Below are 15,462 nucleotides of genomic sequence, written 5' to 3'. Positions count from 1 at the left end.
GCGGGCGTGGTCGATGAACTCGGGCACCAGGTCGAGACCGGTCGCGTCGACCTCCAGCGAGCGCAGGTGTGCGGTGAGGTGCCCGGGCCCGCAGCCCACGTCGAGCACGGCGCCGGGCCGGATCGACAGGTGCCGGGCGATGAGGGCGAGGTCGTCCGCGTGCACCTGGGTGCTGCTGATGAGCTCGATGTACTGCTCCGCCATGGCTCCGTACGCCCGCTGAACCTGTTGCCGCGGGTCGGGGCGGCCTGTCAGGCCGATGCCTCGTCCACGAACGCGCTCTCGGCCCGGTCGCCCCAGTTCGCGTCGCCGGCGGCCATCGTGTTCAGGCCCAGGTCGCAAAGGCCCCGCTGCTGGTCGGGTGTCATCTCGTCGTAGTGCGTGAGAAACGTCTCGCCCGTGTGGGCGCGCCAGGCCGACCGCTGAGCATCGGAGAGCAGGTCGGCCCGCTCGGTCGCCAACTCGGCGTCACGCAGCGCGTCCCAGACCAGCGACGCCGCACGGCACCGGGCCTCGTCGAACCGGTCGGTCGCAGCGCGCTCGGCCTCGTCCCGGGCATCGCCACCGGCCCGCTCGATCGCCAGCCGGTTGGAGCGGTCGACGAACCAGCCCTGGCCCTCCGATTCCTCCACGATCTCGGCCTCGAACTCCTGGGGTGAGGCCGCCCCACGTGCATAGTCGAAGGCCGCCTCGATCAGCATGTACGACGAGTGCTCCACCAGGATGCCGTCCAGCTCCTCGACCATGTCGACGTCGCACGGATCGACCTCCACCGAGCGGACCCGGTCCCCGAACTCCTCCACCAAGCCCTCGGTCACGCACGAGCCCCGGTCCCCGCCACCGCCGCAAGCGGCCGGCACAAGCCCCAGCACCACCACCGAGCCCCACGCGATGGCGCACCGTCTCATCGGACGCACGCTACGGGCCTGCCCAACCGCACCCCCAACACCAGACCCGTCACCCACGTCTCTCGCACCGTGCCGCCCGGGACGAGTAGGGCATGGGACCTGCTCCTCGTCGTTCGCAGTGGTGTCGTTCACAGGGGGTAGGTCGCCTGCGCCAGCGAATCGCGAGCGGGAGTGGACGCCGCGCCGAGGACTCGGCGGCATCGGCACGCCATGTGGATGGGTCGAGCACCCAGCGGATCAACTCTCGAGGGCGGCGGCGAGGCGCTCGAGCGTGGCGCTCATCGTCTGATGGTTGCGCGCCGTGCGGTCGTCCACACCCGAGATCCGTTTGCTGAACTCCAAGGTGGACTCGGGGCGCAGGTCCTCGTTCCACTCGGTCACACGGCACCCCGTCTCCGTGGGCTCGATGAGGTACCCCCAGGTCGAGTAGTGGAAGTCCATCATCGAGCACTCGAACGCGAACGCCCGACCGGGGTGGGCCTCGATGACCTTGCCTTGGGTGGTCCACTCGTGGTTGCCGTGGCGGTTGTGACCGTCGAAGGTGGCACCGACGACCGGGCCGTCGACGCCCTCGTGCCACTCGCAGACGTAGCACTCCTCGGACCATTCGCCCATGCGAGTCACATCCGAGATCGCGGCATAGACCACTTCGGGCCCCGCGGCGATGTCACGGGAAACCTCGAGCTTGTCGACCATGGGGCGAAGTTCACCACAACACGGGCAACCGTGACCGTCGAGGCCACCGGTCGTCGATGTGCGGCACAGGGTCCGGTCCATGCCGGGTACGTCCCGCACACCTCGCTGTTCGCGCCTTGCGCAAGGCGCGAGTGCCGCTAGCAGCTGGGCTCCTTTGACCCCACCTACCCCAGCGAACCCCTCGCCCACTTCGAACCCTCGTCCGCGACCTCTTCACCACCTCGGTGGGGGACGGGGACTCCTCAGCAGTCCGAACGAGCTGGTCTGCGTTCCGGACCGCATTCCCTGATCGGTGAGGGGGTGCGGATGTTGCTACAACTAGTAGGTGTCTCAGCACTCGTCAGTTCCCGATGGCCCGGGTGGTAGCCCGGTAGAGATCGACATCACGACGCCGCACGCGGCCCGGGTCTACGACTACCTACTGGGTGGTACGACCAACTTCGAGGCGGACCGCCAGGCGGCGCAGCACGTCGCCAAGGCGGTGGGTGGGATCGACAACGCCCGTGCGGACGTGCGGAGCAATCGGGACTTCCTGGCCCGGGCAGTCGAGTGGCTGGCGACCGAGGGCGGCATCCGCCAGTTCCTCGACGTCGGCACGGGCATCCCCAGCGACGACAACACCCATGCGGTGGCGCAGCGGGTGGCCCCGGAGTCGCGGATCGTGTACGTCGACAACGACCCGATCGTGTTGGCCCATGCCCACGAGCTGCTCAAGAGCACCCCGGCCGGGACGGCGTCGTACGTGAGCGGCGACCTGCGCGAGCCCGACGCGATCCTGGCGGAAGCCGCCCAGACCCTCGATCTCACCGAACCCGTGGGGCTGGTGCTGGTGGCGATCCTGCACTTCATGCGTGACGAGGACGACCCGTACGGCATCGTGGCCCGGCTGCTCGACGCGCTCCCCGCGGGCAGCCACCTGGTGGTGTCGCACCTCGCGAACGACATCCACACCGACGAGATGTCGGAGCTGTCCGACCGGCTCAACCAGACGGTGCGCGAGACCTTCGTTCTCCGCGACCACAGCCAGGTCTCCCGGTTCTTCGACGGCCTCGAGCTGGTCGAGCCGGGCCTCGTCCAGGTCGACGAGTGGCCCACGCCCCGACCCCCGGTCCCGGGGGCCTGGCAGCCCCGCTTCTACGGGGGCGTCGGCCGCAAGCCCGCCCTCAGCTCATAGGGCTTGCCAACCCTGACCAGGTGCTCATGGGTGGCGGTCGATGACCCGACGAGGTTTCGCCGGAGCGAAGCCGACACAGCGATCGCTGGATGGCTACCTGGACCTGCAGAGGCAACTGCGCGACCCGCGCATCAAGCGTGCATCGGCGTACACGAAGCGGCTTTTCGTGCACCAGTTCCGGGTGACAAGCCTGGAACATCTCGACGGCGAATTCGCGGGCTGGTTACGGGAGGCGTACGACGTCGGCGCTGGCGCGCACATGCGTGGTTGATACGCCCATTCTCAAAGACTCCACCCGGCGTTGAGGGTTATGTCTGCTCCGTGTTGGGCGCTCCCGCCTTGGCTCGACCGGCCGTCTACCGCTGGGTCCAGTCGTGGTTGATCTCGTCGGCCTGTCGGCGGGTGCGAGGCGGAGGACAAGGTCGAGGTAGCGACCTGCAGTCAGTGACCCTGCAACCGCGGTTGGCGTGAAACCTAGGGTCGAACCCCTGCGAAGCGTGTCGGAGGGGACTTACGTTCGGGTGTGTTCAGTCGCGTAGAGGGCGGAAGCCGGCTGCGGCGGCGTCTCGGGGTGTGCGGAAGAGGCGGTCGTCGAAGGGGGTGACGGCGTAGTCCGGTTGGTCCGGGGTCCGGTAGGTGTAGCCGGCGGCGAAGCGGGTGGCGACGACCGGTAGGCGCCGGTAGCGGATCGCGCAGAGGGGGTAGCGGGCCATTGTCGATGTGGGCGCGAAGGCCAGCGCGGCGAGGTGGACGAGCGTCGTGGCGATGGCGGCCCGGGCCGGGGGCGGTAGGGGCCAGGAGAGGGCCACGAGGGGTGTGGCCAGCAGGAACCACGTGAGCTGGTAGAGCCCGTAGAAGAGCACGAAGTTCCGGGTGGGGCGCAGCCACGACCTGATCAGCAACGTCACGTAGACGGTGGCCGGCAGCCCGAAGACGATCGCAGCCGACCAGGCCTGTGCGTGCAGGAAGTCGGTCATTCAGGTCCATCTTGTCGGGCCTGTGCTTGCTGCTGGCCCGCAAGGGCCACGACGACGCTTCCGGCACCATCTTCGACGCTCGCGGCGGGGCCACGGAGGTGTGCGGTTGCGTCGACATGCGAGTTACGTTACGTTGCGGAATGTAACTATGGCTACTGCCGCCGCCCCGACTCCCGCTCCGACTCCCGCCTCGGCTTCGTCCACCGGCACCGGTCGCCCCCGCGACCCGCGGATCGACGGCGCCGTGCTGCAGGCGACCACCGAGCTCCTGGAGGAGATCGGCTACCTGCAGCTGACGATCGGCGCCATCGCCGAGCGCGCCGGCACCAACAAGCCGGCCATCTACCGGCGCTGGCCGACCAAGGCCCACCTCGTGCACGAGGCCGTGTTCCCCCCGCAGGACCCCGACGTGATCCCCGTCGGCGACGACCTGCGCAGCGACATCCGGACGCTGGTCTCCATCGGCGTCGAGCTGCTCGGACGGCCCGCGGCGCGGGCGGCGCTGCCGGGGCTGCTGGCCGAGATGACCAGCGACCCGACGCTGCACGCCGACGTGCTCGATCGCTTCGCCGCCGCCACCTGGGGCTGGATGCAGCGCCGGATCGAGGGCGCGATCGAGACCGGCGAGGTGCGCGCCGGCGTGCAGTCCTCGACGGTGCTGGAGCTCATCGCGGGGTCGACGTTCGTCGCCACCGCCATCCGTCCCCTGGACCAGATCGGCCCGGCCTGGGTCGACGACGTGACCGACCTCATCATGCGAGGGATCGCACCATGAACGACGGAGGCCCGTCGTGGATCTCGGGTTGAAGGACAGCGCCGCGGTCGTGACCGGCGGCACCAAGGGCATGGGCCGGGCGATCGCCGAGGCGTTCGCCGACGACGGGGCGCGCGTCGCCGTCCTGGCCCGGGGAGCCGACGCCATCGACGACACGCTCCGCGAGCTTCGCCGGCGGGGGTGCCCGGACGCCGTGGGCCTGTCGGTCGACCTCACCGACCCCGCCGCGATCGACGGCGCGTTCGCGGCGCTCGGCGAGCGTTGGGGCTCGGTGAACAGCCTGGTCAACACCCTCGGACCCGGTGACGGGACGTTCGAGGACCTCGACGATGCGGGGTGGGACGCCACGCTCCAGCTGGGGCTCATGGCCGCGGTGCGGTGCACCCGGGCCGCGCTCCCGCTGCTGCGCTCGGCGGAGTGGGCGCGGATCGTGAACTTCGCGGCGCACTCGATCCAGCGCCAGAACCCGCGCCTGGTCGCCTACACCGCGTCGAAGGCCGCCGTCGCCAGCCTGTCGAAGAACCTGGCCAAGGGCCTGGCGGCGGACGGGATCCTGGTGAACACCATCAGCCCCGGAACGATCGTCACCGCCAGCTTCACCGAGGCCCTCGATCCGATCCTGCGGGCCGACGGCCTGGACTCGAGCGACCCGGTCGACGTCATGACCTGGATCGAGGACAACTTCCACCAGCCCGCCGATCTCGGGCGGGCCGGTGTCCCGGACGAGGTCGCCGGCATCGCCGTCTACCTGGCGTCCCGCCGCAACGGCTACGTCACCGGGGCCAACGTCAACGTCGACGGCGGGTCGGACTTCGTCTGACCGCTGCGGGTCGGACCTCGTCCGGCCCATGAGGGGGGAACGACATGGAGATCGACCAGCTGGTCGACACGGCCTGCGCACGGGTGGGGGCCGACGACCTGGGCGACGACACGTGGCGGGAGGGCCTCGACGTCCTGGTCCGGTCGCTGCAGACCGAAGCGGCTCTGAACGAGCTCGGCGTGGGCGCGATGACCGACCAGATCGTCGGGTACCTGGTCAACCGGCTCGAGGTCGAGCGCTGGTACGCCCGGCACCCCGAGATCGACGACCAGGAGATCGTCGCCCCGCTGTTCGGGCTCGGCCTGCCCCGCACCGGGTCCACCGCCCTCAGCTTCCTGCTCGCGCTCGACCCGGCCCGGCGATCCCTGCGCAACTGGGAAGCGGGCGCGCCGTGCCCACCCCCGGAGACCGCGACCGAGCACACCGACCCCCGCATCGCCGACGCGCAGGCCGGCATCGACTTCACCAACGAGATGTTCCCCGGGTTCGCCGGGATGTTGCCGACCTCGGCGACCGGCCCCCAGGAGTGCCTGCTGCTGATGGCGCTCGACTTCCGGTCCCAGGTCTTCGAGGGCATGACGCGCATCCCGAGCTACAGCTCGTGGCTGCTGCACTGCGACATGAAGCCGGCGTACCGATACCACCGGCGGGTGCTGAAGCTGCTGCAGTGGCGTTGCGCGCCCACGCGGTGGTGGCTCAAGACCCCCGCCCACATGCACGCGATCGACGCGCTCGACGCCGTGTACCCCGACGCCCGGTTCGTCATGACCCACCGCGACGTCGGCAAGGTGCTGCCGTCGGTCTGCGCGCTCTACGACACCCTCTCGTGCATCCTCACCGAGCGGCGCGATCCCGTCGCCATCGGGTCCCTCAACGTCGAGCTGTGGCGGTGCTCGCTCGAACGACTGATCGACTTCCGCGAACGGGGCAACGAGGACCGGTTCCACGACCTCTCGTTCGCGGCAGTGCAGCGCGACCCGATCGCCGAGGTGGCCACGCTCTACGCCGAGCTGGGCGACGACCTCACCGGCGACCTGCGCCGGCGCATGCAGGACTGGTGGGCCGAGAGCGCGCAGCAGCGCTCCGGGCCGCAGAGCTACCGGGCCGAGGACTACGGCCTCGATCCCGCGACCGTGCGCGAGCGGTTTGCCTTCTACTACGACCGGTTCGACGTCCCCGTCGAGCACCAGGCAGGAGAACGGACATGAACGCCGAGTTCGACTGGTACATCGGCAAGATCGACCGAGCGTTGGACACCGACGCCTTCGACAATCCCGCCCTGCTCGACGGCACGGCCTGGGACGACTTCGCGGCCTCGATCGGACGACTCGGCGCCCAGCTGCAGCGGCCGGACGTCCCGCGCTCACCCGTCGACGCCGCCGCCGGCTACCGCCACCTGATGGCGATGGTCGCCAACGGCATCGGCCAGGCGCTGACCCCCGCCGACCCCTGCGCGCCGACGTTCGGGGCGATCGCCCGCACCGACGTCTACAAGTGGGGCCTCGACTGCCCGGACTGCGCCTACCGGACCTCGGCGATCCGCGGCGACCTGAACTACCGGGTCACCGGCAGCATCGGCACGGTCCGCTACCTGAGCTTCCAGGTCAACGAGGGGATGGCCAACCACGGCAACATCCGCGACGACCAGCTCGCCTGCGACGCCGACGGCAACTTCGAGCTGTGGATCGGCCCCGACGAGCATCCCGGCAACTGGCTGGCCACGCCCGCTGGCGCCGACACGGTCGTGACCCGTCAGTTCTTCGGCGACTGGGACAACGAGCAGCGGGCCACCTTCGAGATCGAGCTGGTCTCGCCGATCCCCGTCGACGCCCGGACCGACCTGCTCGTGGCCACGCCCGACCGTGTGGCGCGCCAGCTGGCGGCCGTGGCCGGGTGGCTGGAGGCGAACATCAAGTTCTGGAACGACGTCGAGGTCCTGGGCCAGGCCGCCCGCCCCAACGCCTTCGACGACGCCACCGTCAAGTCCGACATGGGCGCCGCCGAGGAGAACATCAACGCCTGGGGCCATTACGACCTGCGCCCCGACGAGGCCCTGATCGTCGAGGTGACGCCGGCCCACGCCCGCTACTGGAGCCTCCACCTCGGCAACTTCTGGTGGGAGTCGCTCGACTACGCCGGCCGGCACACCAGCATCAACCACCACCAGGCCGTCCTCGACGACGACGGCGACTTCCGCGCCGTCGTCGCCCACCACGACCCCGGGGTGCCGAACTGGCTCGACACCATGGGCCACGGCAAGGGCCCCCTCCTGTTCCGCTGGGTCGTCGCCGACCACGGCCCGGCGACCAGGACCGAGGTCGTGCCCTTCGACCAGGTCCGCGACCACCTGCCCGCCGGCACCCCGATCGTGCGCCCCGACGAGCGAGCCGCAACGATCCGCCGCCGACGCCGGGGCGTGCAACGCCGCTTCGCCTCCGACGCCACCGCCACCCGACCGGTCGTGAGCCGCACCTGAGCACCGTCTTCGTCACCGGCGGGCACCGGGCCTCGCGGGCTAGAGGTGCAGCTCCCACTCACCCGAGGCGATCTGGTCCTTCGTGATCGTCAGGGTCGGCACCTCCGGCAGGGAGTAGTAGCCCCGCGCAACGGTGACTGCGCCGCCGTTCACCTCCTGGATGCACACCACCTCCTCGTCGCCGCTCTCGCCGTGGCGCAGGGTCCATCGGTCAGCGAGCGATGTCAGACCTTCGTCGAGCACCTGATCGGCCGCGCTGGCGCGTCGGTCGTGGCTGCCGAACACAACGCCGAACACCGTCAGGGCGTGCCACTGCCCGTCACGCGGTTCGACGTACCCGCACAGCTCACCGTCGCTCGGCCTCCTCAGCGCTTCCACGAGATCGAGCATGTCAGGACGCCGAAGCCGACCAAAGCCGGTTTCGTGACACGCCATGTCAAGCGGATGTGCCGGCCCGGACAGGGCTGGTGCGGAGGTGGACATCGTGACGAACCATGGTTCGGGTCGCGGAGCGGAGCCGTTGTGCCGGGCGTAGGCGTCGTTGGATCGGAACCGGTCGATGTCGTGCGCGGCGTCGAGTAGACGTCAGCGAGCCCCTCCGCTGCCGACCCGCTAGAACGTGTTTCACAAAGTCGTCTTCGACGAACGCGGGAGGGGGCAGCGTGGCCGCGCTTCGGGTGATCCAGTGGGCTTCGGGCGGGGTGGGCCGGGCCGCGATGGAGGGGGTGCTCGACCACCCCGACCTCGATCTGGTCGGATGCTGGGTCCACTCGGCCGACAAGCACGGCGTGGACCTCGGCACGTTGCTCGGCCGCGACCCGATCGGGGTCGCCGCCACGGCCGATGCCGAGGCTGTGCTGGCGACCGAGGCCGATTGCGTGGTCTACAGCCCGCTCTTCGCCGACCCCACGGTCGTGACCCGGCTGCTCGAGTCGGGCAAGAACGTCGTCACCCCGCTCGGCTGGTTCTACCCGCCCGACGACGAGCGGGCGCGGTTCGACGCGGTGTGCCGTGCCGCAGGCGTGACGCTCCACGGCACCGGCATCCACCCCGGCGGCATCACCGAGCGCTTCCCGCTGGTCATCTCGGCGCTGTCGGGCGCGGTGCGCCACGTCCGGGCCGAGGAGTTCTCGGACATCCGCACCTATGGCGCCCCCGATGTCATCCGCGACTGGATGCTGTTCGGCACCTCGCCCGAGCAGGCTCGCACCAGCATCATGGCCGACGCTCTCGGCGCCGGGTTCCGCCAGTCGGTGTGGATGCTCGCCGCCGAGCTGGGCTTCGACCTCGAGCCTCACCTGCGAAGCACCCACGAGGTCGCTGTCGCCACCGCACCCATCGACTCGCCCATCGGGCCGATCGCACCCGGGCTCGTGGCGGCCCAGCGGTTCCGGTGGGAGGGGCTGGTCGACGGCGAACCGGTGATCACCGCCGCGGTCAACTGGCTGATGGGCGAGGAGCACCTCGACCCGCCCTGGGCCTTCGGGCCCGGTGGTGAGCGGTTCGAGGTCGAGGTCACCGGCGACCCCGGCACGCTGGTGACGTTCAAGAAGCTGCACCCCGAGTCGATCGCCGCCGGCCTCGCCCGGAACCCGGGCATCGTGGCCACGGCGCTGCACTGCGTCAACGCCGTCCCCTACGTGGTCGCCGCCCGGCCCGGGCTGCTCACCTACCTCGACCTGCCGCCGGTGGCAGGACGGGCCGCAGCCGACCTCCACCGCGACCGCGGAGGGGCCGGCCGATGATCCTCGACCGGTTCGGCCTGGCGGGCAAGGTCGCCATCGTCACCGGTGCCGGCCAGGGCATCGGCCGGGGGATCGCCATCGGCCTGGCCGAGGCCGGGGCCGACGTGGCGCTGGCGGCGCGGACCGAGTCGGACCTCGACGAGGTGGCGGGCGTGGTGGAGGCCACCGGACGCCGGGGCCTGGTCGTGCCCACCGACGTCACCGACAGCGAGGCGCTCGCTGGGCTGGTCGAGCGCACGGTGGAGACGTTCGGTCGGCTCGACGTGGTCGTCAACAACGCCGGAGGCACGATGCCCCGCCCGGCCCTGGCGACCAGCGAGCGGTTCCTCGAGCAGGCGTTCCGGTTCAACGTGACCTCGGCGTTCAACCTCACCAAGCTGGCTGCCCCGCGGATGGTCGACACCAGCGGCGGGGGAGCGGTCGTCAACATCTCGTCGCGGTCGGCGAGCATGACCCAGACCAGCTTCGTGGCCTACGGCGCGGCCAAGGCCGCGCTCGACCGGCTCACCCGCAACATCGCCCCCGAGCTGGCGCCCCGCGTGCGAGTCAATGCCATCGACGTCGGTGGGGTCGCCACCCGCTCGCTCGACATCGTGCTCACCGACGATGAGCTGCGCCGCCAGTTCCTCGCCGGCACGCCGATGGGCCGCCCCGGCGAGCCCGAGGACATCGCCTGCGCCGTGCTCTACCTGGCGAGCGACGCGTCGTCGTGGGTCACCGGCAAGGTCTTCGAGATCGACGGCGGCGCCGAGAGCCCCTCGATCCTCGTGCCGGTCCCGCCCCTCGAGCCGACAACCTGAACCCCGGCTCAGCTAGGGCGTGTCCTGTCCCCGGTGGCAGGATCTGCGCGTGCGGGTGACGAGAGCGGTGGGTGCCGGGGTGGCGGCATGGGTGATGGCGGTCGCGGCCGGGTGTGGGGGCGGGGACGACGAGGGGCAGGAGCCGGGCGGCGACGAGCCGGTCGACGCGACCACGACGACGATCGAGCCGCCGACGACCACCACCACGACGTCGCCCTTCTTCGAGGGGCCGGAGCAGGTCGACGGCATCTCGGGTGAAGGGTGTACGCCCGGGGACGTCGACGCGTTGCCGGAGGGCTGGTGGGCCGGGGAGATCCGGGCCGTCGACGGCATGGGCGTCGATCTCGACGTCGTCTGCTTTCTCACCGGCCTGGCCGGCGTCGAGGCCGCGGTCGAGGACACCGGCGAACCCGAGGTGTACCACGTCCGCAACCCCGACCCTCGCACCTACCGGGTCGCCTTCCCCTCGGGCGACGTGCCCGCCACCTGCAGCGGGGACCCGGCGTACTTCCCGTGCGCCGTGGCGGACGTCCTGCCGCTGTACCCGGGCGAGGGCAAGACCGTGACGCTCGGCGAGAACGAGGCCGAGGGCTTCCAGCACGTGTGGGTACACGTCACCGGCACCACCCCTGACTACCTGTACGTGGTGTTCGACATGGTCGAGGACTACGTCCCTCCGACGCCCTAGCGAGACCTGCTGGCGCCACAGCTCCAGGAACACCACCTCGGTGATGTCCCCCGGTTCCCTGGAAGTCTCCCCGCTGGGGGTCAGGAGGTGAACAGGGGGAGCAGGCCGCGCTGGACGAGGAGCCGGTGCGTGTCGTCGAGGCCGGACATGGCGGACGTGGCGAGCTGGCGGAATCCGGGCGGGGCGTCCGGTGACGAGTACGCCTCGCGCAGAGCGGTCACCACCAGGTCGTAGAGGTTGAAGCCGGCCGCCAGGAGCCGCTCCTCGAACCCGTCGTCGGGCTCGCGGCGGGTCACCCGCACCACCTCCGCCGGGTCCCGGGGCCCCAGCGCCTCCTGGACGGCGGCGAACCCGGCGGCGTGCGTCGGGCCGTCCTGCGCGTGGAAGCGCTCGTCGACCGCGGCGGCGATCGCCGCGCCGCGCTCGGACCAGCGGCCGAGGTCGGTCCCGCCGGGCGGGTCGAGCGGGATCTCGGGGACCGACGGGCTCGAGATGCTCGTCGCCCGGTCCAGGCCGACGGGGCGCCCGGCGGCGGCCAGCGTCAGGCTGACCTGCTTCAGGTGGAACATCTCCTGGATGGCCAGCGAGCGAGCCGCGTCGGCCGCGGCGGCTCCCTCGGGCGTCGTCGGCCCGCCGTCCTCGGCGGCCAGGTCGTGGCCGAGCACGCAGCACAGCGTGAGGTGCTCGACGACGAGCGCGTGCTCGACGCCGGCCAGGAGCTCCAGCTCGTCCAGCACCTGGTCGCGGGTCGGCGGATCTCGATCGGTGGTCACGACCCCACCATCCCCCCGAGGGGCGCCGCCGACGCCACCGGGTGCCATCGGGTTGGCGACGGGCCGGCCAGGGGCCAGGATCAGGGCGTGTCGCAGCTGTCGAGCGAGGCCGGGGTGTCGGAGCGGGAGGCCGAGGTGCTCGGGCTGGTGGGGGAGCACCTCACCAACGCCGAGGTGGCGGCCCGCCTGTTCATCTCGGTGCGGACGGTCGAGAGCCACGTGTCGTCGCTGCTGCGCAAGCTCGGGGCCCAGGACCGGCGGGAGCTGGCCCAGCTGGCGCTCGAGTTCCGCCCGACCCCCGATGCCGCCGGGGCACGCGCACCGGCGGCCACGGCCCGACCGGCGATCCCGGCGCCGCTCACGTCGTTCGTGGGGCGGGAGCGGGAGCGCCGCGAGCTGGCCGACGCCCTCGCCACCCACCGCCTGGTGACCGCCCTGGGCCCGGGCGGCGTCGGCAAGACCCGCATCGCGCTGGCCCTCGCCGCCGACGTCGCCGACCGGTACGCCGCCGGGGCCTGGTACGTCGACCTGGTGCCGGTCACCGACCCGGCGATGGTGGGCGACGCGGTGGCCGCCGTGGTGGGGGCCGGCGACCAGCGCCACCGGTCGGGCGTCGAGGCCGTGTGCGCCCACCTCCGGTCGGTCACCGCCCTGGTGGTGCTGGACAACTGCGAGCACCTGGTCGAGGGCGTCGTCGACCTCGTCGAGCCCCTCCTGTCGTCGTGCCCCGGCGTGACCGTGCTCGCCACCAGCCGGACCCGGCTGCTGGTGCCCTACGAGCGGGTCTTCGCCGTGCCGGGCCTGTCGGCGACGCCGGACGGCGCAGGCGACTCGACCGGTGACGCCGCCGCCCTGTTCCTCGACCGGGCGGCGATGACCGGCTGGACGCCGGCGTCGCCCGAGGACCGGCGCCGCGTCGACGCCGTCTGCGCCCAGCTCGACGGCATCGCGCTGGCCATCGAGCTGTCCGCCGCGCGGGTGGCGACGCTGGGCCTGGCCGGCCTGGAGGCCGGTCTCACCGACCCGCTGCGCCTGCTCACCGGCGGTCCCCGGCGGGACGAGCGCCACCGCTCGGTGCGGGCCGCGCTCGACTGGAGCCAAGGGCTGCTCGAGCCCACCGACCAGGTGGTGCTGCGGCGGGTGGCCGTGTTCAACGGGTCGTTCACCGCCGACCAGGCCGAGGCGGTCGCCGCCCACCCGCCGTTGGCGGTCGCCGACGTGGCGGCGGCCCTGGGGGCGCTGGCCGACAGCAGCCTGCTGCTGGTCGAGCCCGACCCCGTGGCGCCCCGCTACCGGATGCTCGAGACGGTGCGGCAGTACGGCACCGACCAGCTGGAGCGCACCGGTGAGGCCGACGACGCCCACGCCCGGCACCTGGCCTGGTGCCTCGACGCGGCGGCCGACCTCGCGGCCCGGACCGCCGGTGACGCCGAGTTCGACCGCCTCGCCGACGACCTGCGGGCGGCGCTGGGCTGGGCGTCGGACCGTCCCGAGCGCCGGGCCGACGCCCACGACCTCGCCCGGCGCCTGGCCCACCTGGCGTTCGTCCACGGCCTGCCCAGCGAGGCCCAGCGCCGGTTCACCCAGGCCGCCGCCCTCACCGGCGACGACGCCGCGGCCGCCGAGTCGTTCCACCTGGCCGCCGGGGCCGCGCTGTGCCGGCTCGACAGCCGCGACGCCGCCGGCCTCTACGCGGCCGGCGCCGAAGCCGCCCGCCGGGCCGGGGACCCCGTTCGGGCCGCGCTCGAGCTCACCCGCGCCGCCGAGTTGATCAGCCGGGCGGCCGGCATCTTCACCGAGCTACCGCCCCCCGGCACGGCCGAAGGGCAACTCGCCGAGGCCCGCCGGCTGGCCGGCGACGACCCCCACGTCGCCGCGGCCATCGCCGTGGCCGAGGCGGGCGGCCTCGACGGCGACCGCCTGACGGTCGAGACCGCCGCCCGCACCGTCGCGCTGACCGAGGCCGTCGACGACCCCCGCCTGGCGAGCGCGGCGCTCGACCTGCTGACCATGGCCCACCTCATGCGGGGCGACCCCGGGACGGCCGCCGTGCACGCCGCCCGGCGCGTCGAGCTGCTCGAACCCGTCAGCCAGGGGATCGACCTCGCCTACGAGTACGAGGACGCCATGCACATGGCGCCGCTCACCCACATCGCGGCCGGCGACCTGGACACCGGCCGGCGCTACGCCCTGCTCCGCCAGCGACCGGTCTTCCGGGAGGAGGGCCTGCTGCGGAGCGACTGGCTGCTGGTGTGGGCCGCACTGTCCGGTGACCTCGACCGCGCCGTCGAGCTGGGCGACGGCTTCCGGCTGGCCTGGGAGCGCACGGGCCGCGTGCCGATCGGCGGCTTCGCCATGGCGCCCCTGGCCGCGGGGCTCGCCCACGGGCTCCGGGGCGACCACGAGGCCCGCCGGGGCTGGCTCGCCATGTTCGACGACATGAACCAGGTCGTCGGCCACCTGGAGGGGCGGCGCATGGGCGTCGCCCCGCTGTTCGACGCGATCGTCGCCCTTCACCACGGCGACCACCGGCACGCCCGGGCCGTGCTCGCCGACGACCCCGGTGCCCGCGTCCACTGGCTCACCGGCGCCTGGCGCCAGTGGTACGCCGCCGTCGGGGCCGAAGCCGCCGTGCTCGCCGCCTCCGATGGCACCGACGACGCCGACGCCCGCATCGCCCGGGCCCGGGTGGCCACCGCCGGGAATCCGCTGGCCGGCGCCATCGTCGACCGGGCCGAGGGGCTCCGCATCGGGGACCCGGACCTGCTCCTGGCGGCCGCCACCGCCCTCGACGCGGCCGGCGCCCGCTACCAGTACGCCCGCACGCTCGTCCTGGCCGGCGGCGACCACGCCGACCGGGGCCGGGAGCTCCTCGCCGCCCTGGGCGCCGCCCCGATGCCCGACGCCCCCTAGCTCCTTCGACCTGAAGAGCTCGTCGCGGGGGTTGGCTCTGGTCGGGGCTAGTTGGGGTGCGTCGGGCGGGTTGCCCTTCTCGAGCTGCCAGTCCAAGACGATGCCGTCGGCGTTGTCGACGACTTGGGCCTTGTAGCCGAGCTCGACCGGCCGACCGAGGCGTCCCTTGCGGATCGGCGACGTTGGCCTCGGCCGGATCGCCCGATGGCCGCCACTTCGAGTGCCAGACTCGCATCCCGAACCGGAGGAGCTGTCATGGGGAGATCGAAGGCCGAAGCCGTGGAGACCCGTGTGGCGCTGCGGGTGCTCACGCGATCACGGATGATCGACGGCACCTTCACGTCGAGGAAGCCGAGTCTCGATGCGTCGTGGGGCGTGCAGTGGGGGTCCGACACGTCGACGTTCTTCTACCGACTGGAGGACGCCGCCGTCGCCACGTTCGACGGGGTCGGCGACGGCGACACCGACGGACGACGGGGGCTGGTCGCCGTGGCCGCCGAGCACATCCTCGCCGCGATCGTCCGCGACCCGACGGTCGCGCTGACGACCGTGGACGAGTATGCAAGGCACGCCAAGTTCACCGTCGCCGCCGGCCTCCACGTGGGGCCCTTCGTCTGCACCGGCACCGTCATGTTCCCGTCCGATCCCTTCGAGAAGCCGGGGAGCAACGCCATCCTGAACCGACGCATCCTTCCCGTCCGCGACGCGACCGTGCGC

The 15,462-nt window shown here is 72.2% G+C and carries 17 protein-coding genes and 1 pseudogene; 11 read left to right on the top strand and 7 right to left on the bottom strand.

Annotated features, from left to right (window positions below):
- The 3 genes from VK611_07480 to VK611_07470 all read right to left on the bottom strand — a co-directional run.
- Positions 1–204, bottom strand: a 204-nt coding sequence (locus tag VK611_07480) for a class I SAM-dependent methyltransferase (protein HMG41155.1), incomplete at its 3' end; no start/stop codon positions are given.
- A gap of 47 nt (positions 205–251) precedes the next feature.
- The gene (locus tag VK611_07475; GenBank protein ID HMG41154.1) at positions 252–908 is read right to left on the bottom strand and encodes a hypothetical protein; all 657 of its coding nucleotides are present in this window, start codon (positions 906–908) and stop codon (positions 252–254) included.
- A gap of 237 nt (positions 909–1,145) precedes the next feature.
- Positions 1,146–1,604: an SRPBCC family protein gene (locus VK611_07470; protein ID HMG41153.1), complete on the bottom strand. Its 459-nt coding sequence runs from the start codon at positions 1,602–1,604 to the stop codon at positions 1,146–1,148.
- 325 nt (positions 1,605–1,929) lie between these two features.
- Here VK611_07470 and VK611_07465 point away from each other — a divergent pair, with 325 nt between their 5' ends.
- On the top strand, positions 1,930–2,778 hold the full coding sequence (locus VK611_07465) for an SAM-dependent methyltransferase (GenBank protein HMG41152.1): 849 nt from the start codon (positions 1,930–1,932) through the stop codon (positions 2,776–2,778).
- A gap of 40 nt (positions 2,779–2,818) precedes the next feature.
- A complete protein-coding gene (locus tag VK611_07460) occupies positions 2,819–3,049 on the top strand; it encodes a hypothetical protein (protein HMG41151.1) in 231 nt (76 codons plus the stop codon).
- Between the two features lie 256 nt (positions 3,050–3,305).
- Here the strand turns inward: VK611_07460 and VK611_07455 are convergent, their stop codons facing one another.
- Entirely contained in the window at positions 3,306–3,755 is a 450-nt protein-coding gene (locus VK611_07455; GenBank protein HMG41150.1) for a hypothetical protein, read from the bottom strand.
- 148 nt (positions 3,756–3,903) lie between these two features.
- Between VK611_07455 and VK611_07450 the strand changes: the two genes are divergently transcribed.
- From VK611_07450 to VK611_07435, 4 genes are read left to right on the top strand one after another with little or no spacing between them, the layout of a single operon-like run.
- The gene (locus VK611_07450) at positions 3,904–4,530 is read left to right on the top strand and encodes a TetR/AcrR family transcriptional regulator (protein ID HMG41149.1); all 627 of its coding nucleotides are present in this window, start codon (positions 3,904–3,906) and stop codon (positions 4,528–4,530) included.
- Positions 4,531–4,546: 16 nt separating this feature from the next.
- Positions 4,547–5,350 (top strand): SDR family oxidoreductase, encoded by an 804-nt coding sequence (locus VK611_07445; GenBank protein ID HMG41148.1) that lies wholly within the window; start codon positions 4,547–4,549, stop codon positions 5,348–5,350.
- Positions 5,351–5,394: 44 nt separating this feature from the next.
- Positions 5,395–6,558: a sulfotransferase gene (locus VK611_07440; protein HMG41147.1), complete on the top strand. Its 1,164-nt coding sequence runs from the start codon at positions 5,395–5,397 to the stop codon at positions 6,556–6,558.
- The gene (locus VK611_07435) at positions 6,555–7,826 is read left to right on the top strand and encodes a DUF1214 domain-containing protein (protein ID HMG41146.1); all 1,272 of its coding nucleotides are present in this window, start codon (positions 6,555–6,557) and stop codon (positions 7,824–7,826) included. Before VK611_07440 ends, VK611_07435 begins: the two co-directional genes overlap by 4 nt.
- Before the next feature lie 39 nt (positions 7,827–7,865).
- Here the strand turns inward: VK611_07435 and VK611_07430 are convergent, their stop codons facing one another.
- On the bottom strand, positions 7,866–8,309 hold the full coding sequence (locus VK611_07430; GenBank protein HMG41145.1) for a hypothetical protein: 444 nt from the start codon (positions 8,307–8,309) through the stop codon (positions 7,866–7,868).
- Positions 8,310–8,488: 179 nt separating this feature from the next.
- Here VK611_07430 and VK611_07425 point away from each other — a divergent pair, with 179 nt between their 5' ends.
- The 3 genes from VK611_07425 to VK611_07415 are packed head-to-tail and all read left to right on the top strand — an operon-like array spanning position 8,489 to position 11,059.
- Positions 8,489–9,571, top strand: a complete 1,083-nt coding sequence (locus VK611_07425; GenBank protein ID HMG41144.1) for a hypothetical protein — start codon at positions 8,489–8,491, stop codon at positions 9,569–9,571.
- Positions 9,568–10,371, top strand: a complete 804-nt coding sequence (locus VK611_07420) for a glucose 1-dehydrogenase (GenBank protein HMG41143.1) — start codon at positions 9,568–9,570, stop codon at positions 10,369–10,371. The genes VK611_07425 and VK611_07420 overlap by 4 nt, the downstream gene beginning before the upstream one ends.
- Before the next feature lie 49 nt (positions 10,372–10,420).
- Positions 10,421–11,059 carry a hypothetical protein gene (locus VK611_07415; GenBank protein ID HMG41142.1) on the top strand — a complete coding sequence of 213 codons (639 nt, stop codon included), beginning with the start codon at positions 10,421–10,423 and terminating at the stop codon, positions 11,057–11,059.
- Positions 11,060–11,139: 80 nt separating this feature from the next.
- On the opposite strand, the gene VK611_07410 is transcribed toward VK611_07415, so the two are convergent.
- Positions 11,140–11,832 carry a hypothetical protein gene (locus tag VK611_07410; protein HMG41141.1) on the bottom strand — a complete coding sequence of 231 codons (693 nt, stop codon included), beginning with the start codon at positions 11,830–11,832 and terminating at the stop codon, positions 11,140–11,142.
- A gap of 87 nt (positions 11,833–11,919) precedes the next feature.
- On the opposite strand from VK611_07410, the gene VK611_07405 reads away from it, so the two are divergent.
- Positions 11,920–14,745: a LuxR C-terminal-related transcriptional regulator gene (locus tag VK611_07405; protein ID HMG41140.1), complete on the top strand. Its 2,826-nt coding sequence runs from the start codon at positions 11,920–11,922 to the stop codon at positions 14,743–14,745.
- A 42-nt stretch (positions 14,746–14,787) separates the two neighbouring features.
- On the opposite strand, the pseudogene VK611_07400 reads toward VK611_07405, so the two are convergent.
- Positions 14,788–14,922, bottom strand: a pseudogene (locus VK611_07400) (ISNCY family transposase).
- 78 nt (positions 14,923–15,000) lie between these two features.
- Between VK611_07400 and VK611_07395 the strand changes: the two are divergent.
- On the top strand, positions 15,001–15,462 hold a 462-nt coding region (locus tag VK611_07395; GenBank protein HMG41139.1), incomplete at its 3' end, for a hypothetical protein.

Source organism: Acidimicrobiales bacterium (genome assembly GCA_035316325.1).
GTDB lineage: Bacteria > Actinomycetota > Acidimicrobiia > Acidimicrobiales > VFJN01 > DASXTK01.
This window is presented reverse-complemented; position numbering and strand designations above follow the sequence as displayed.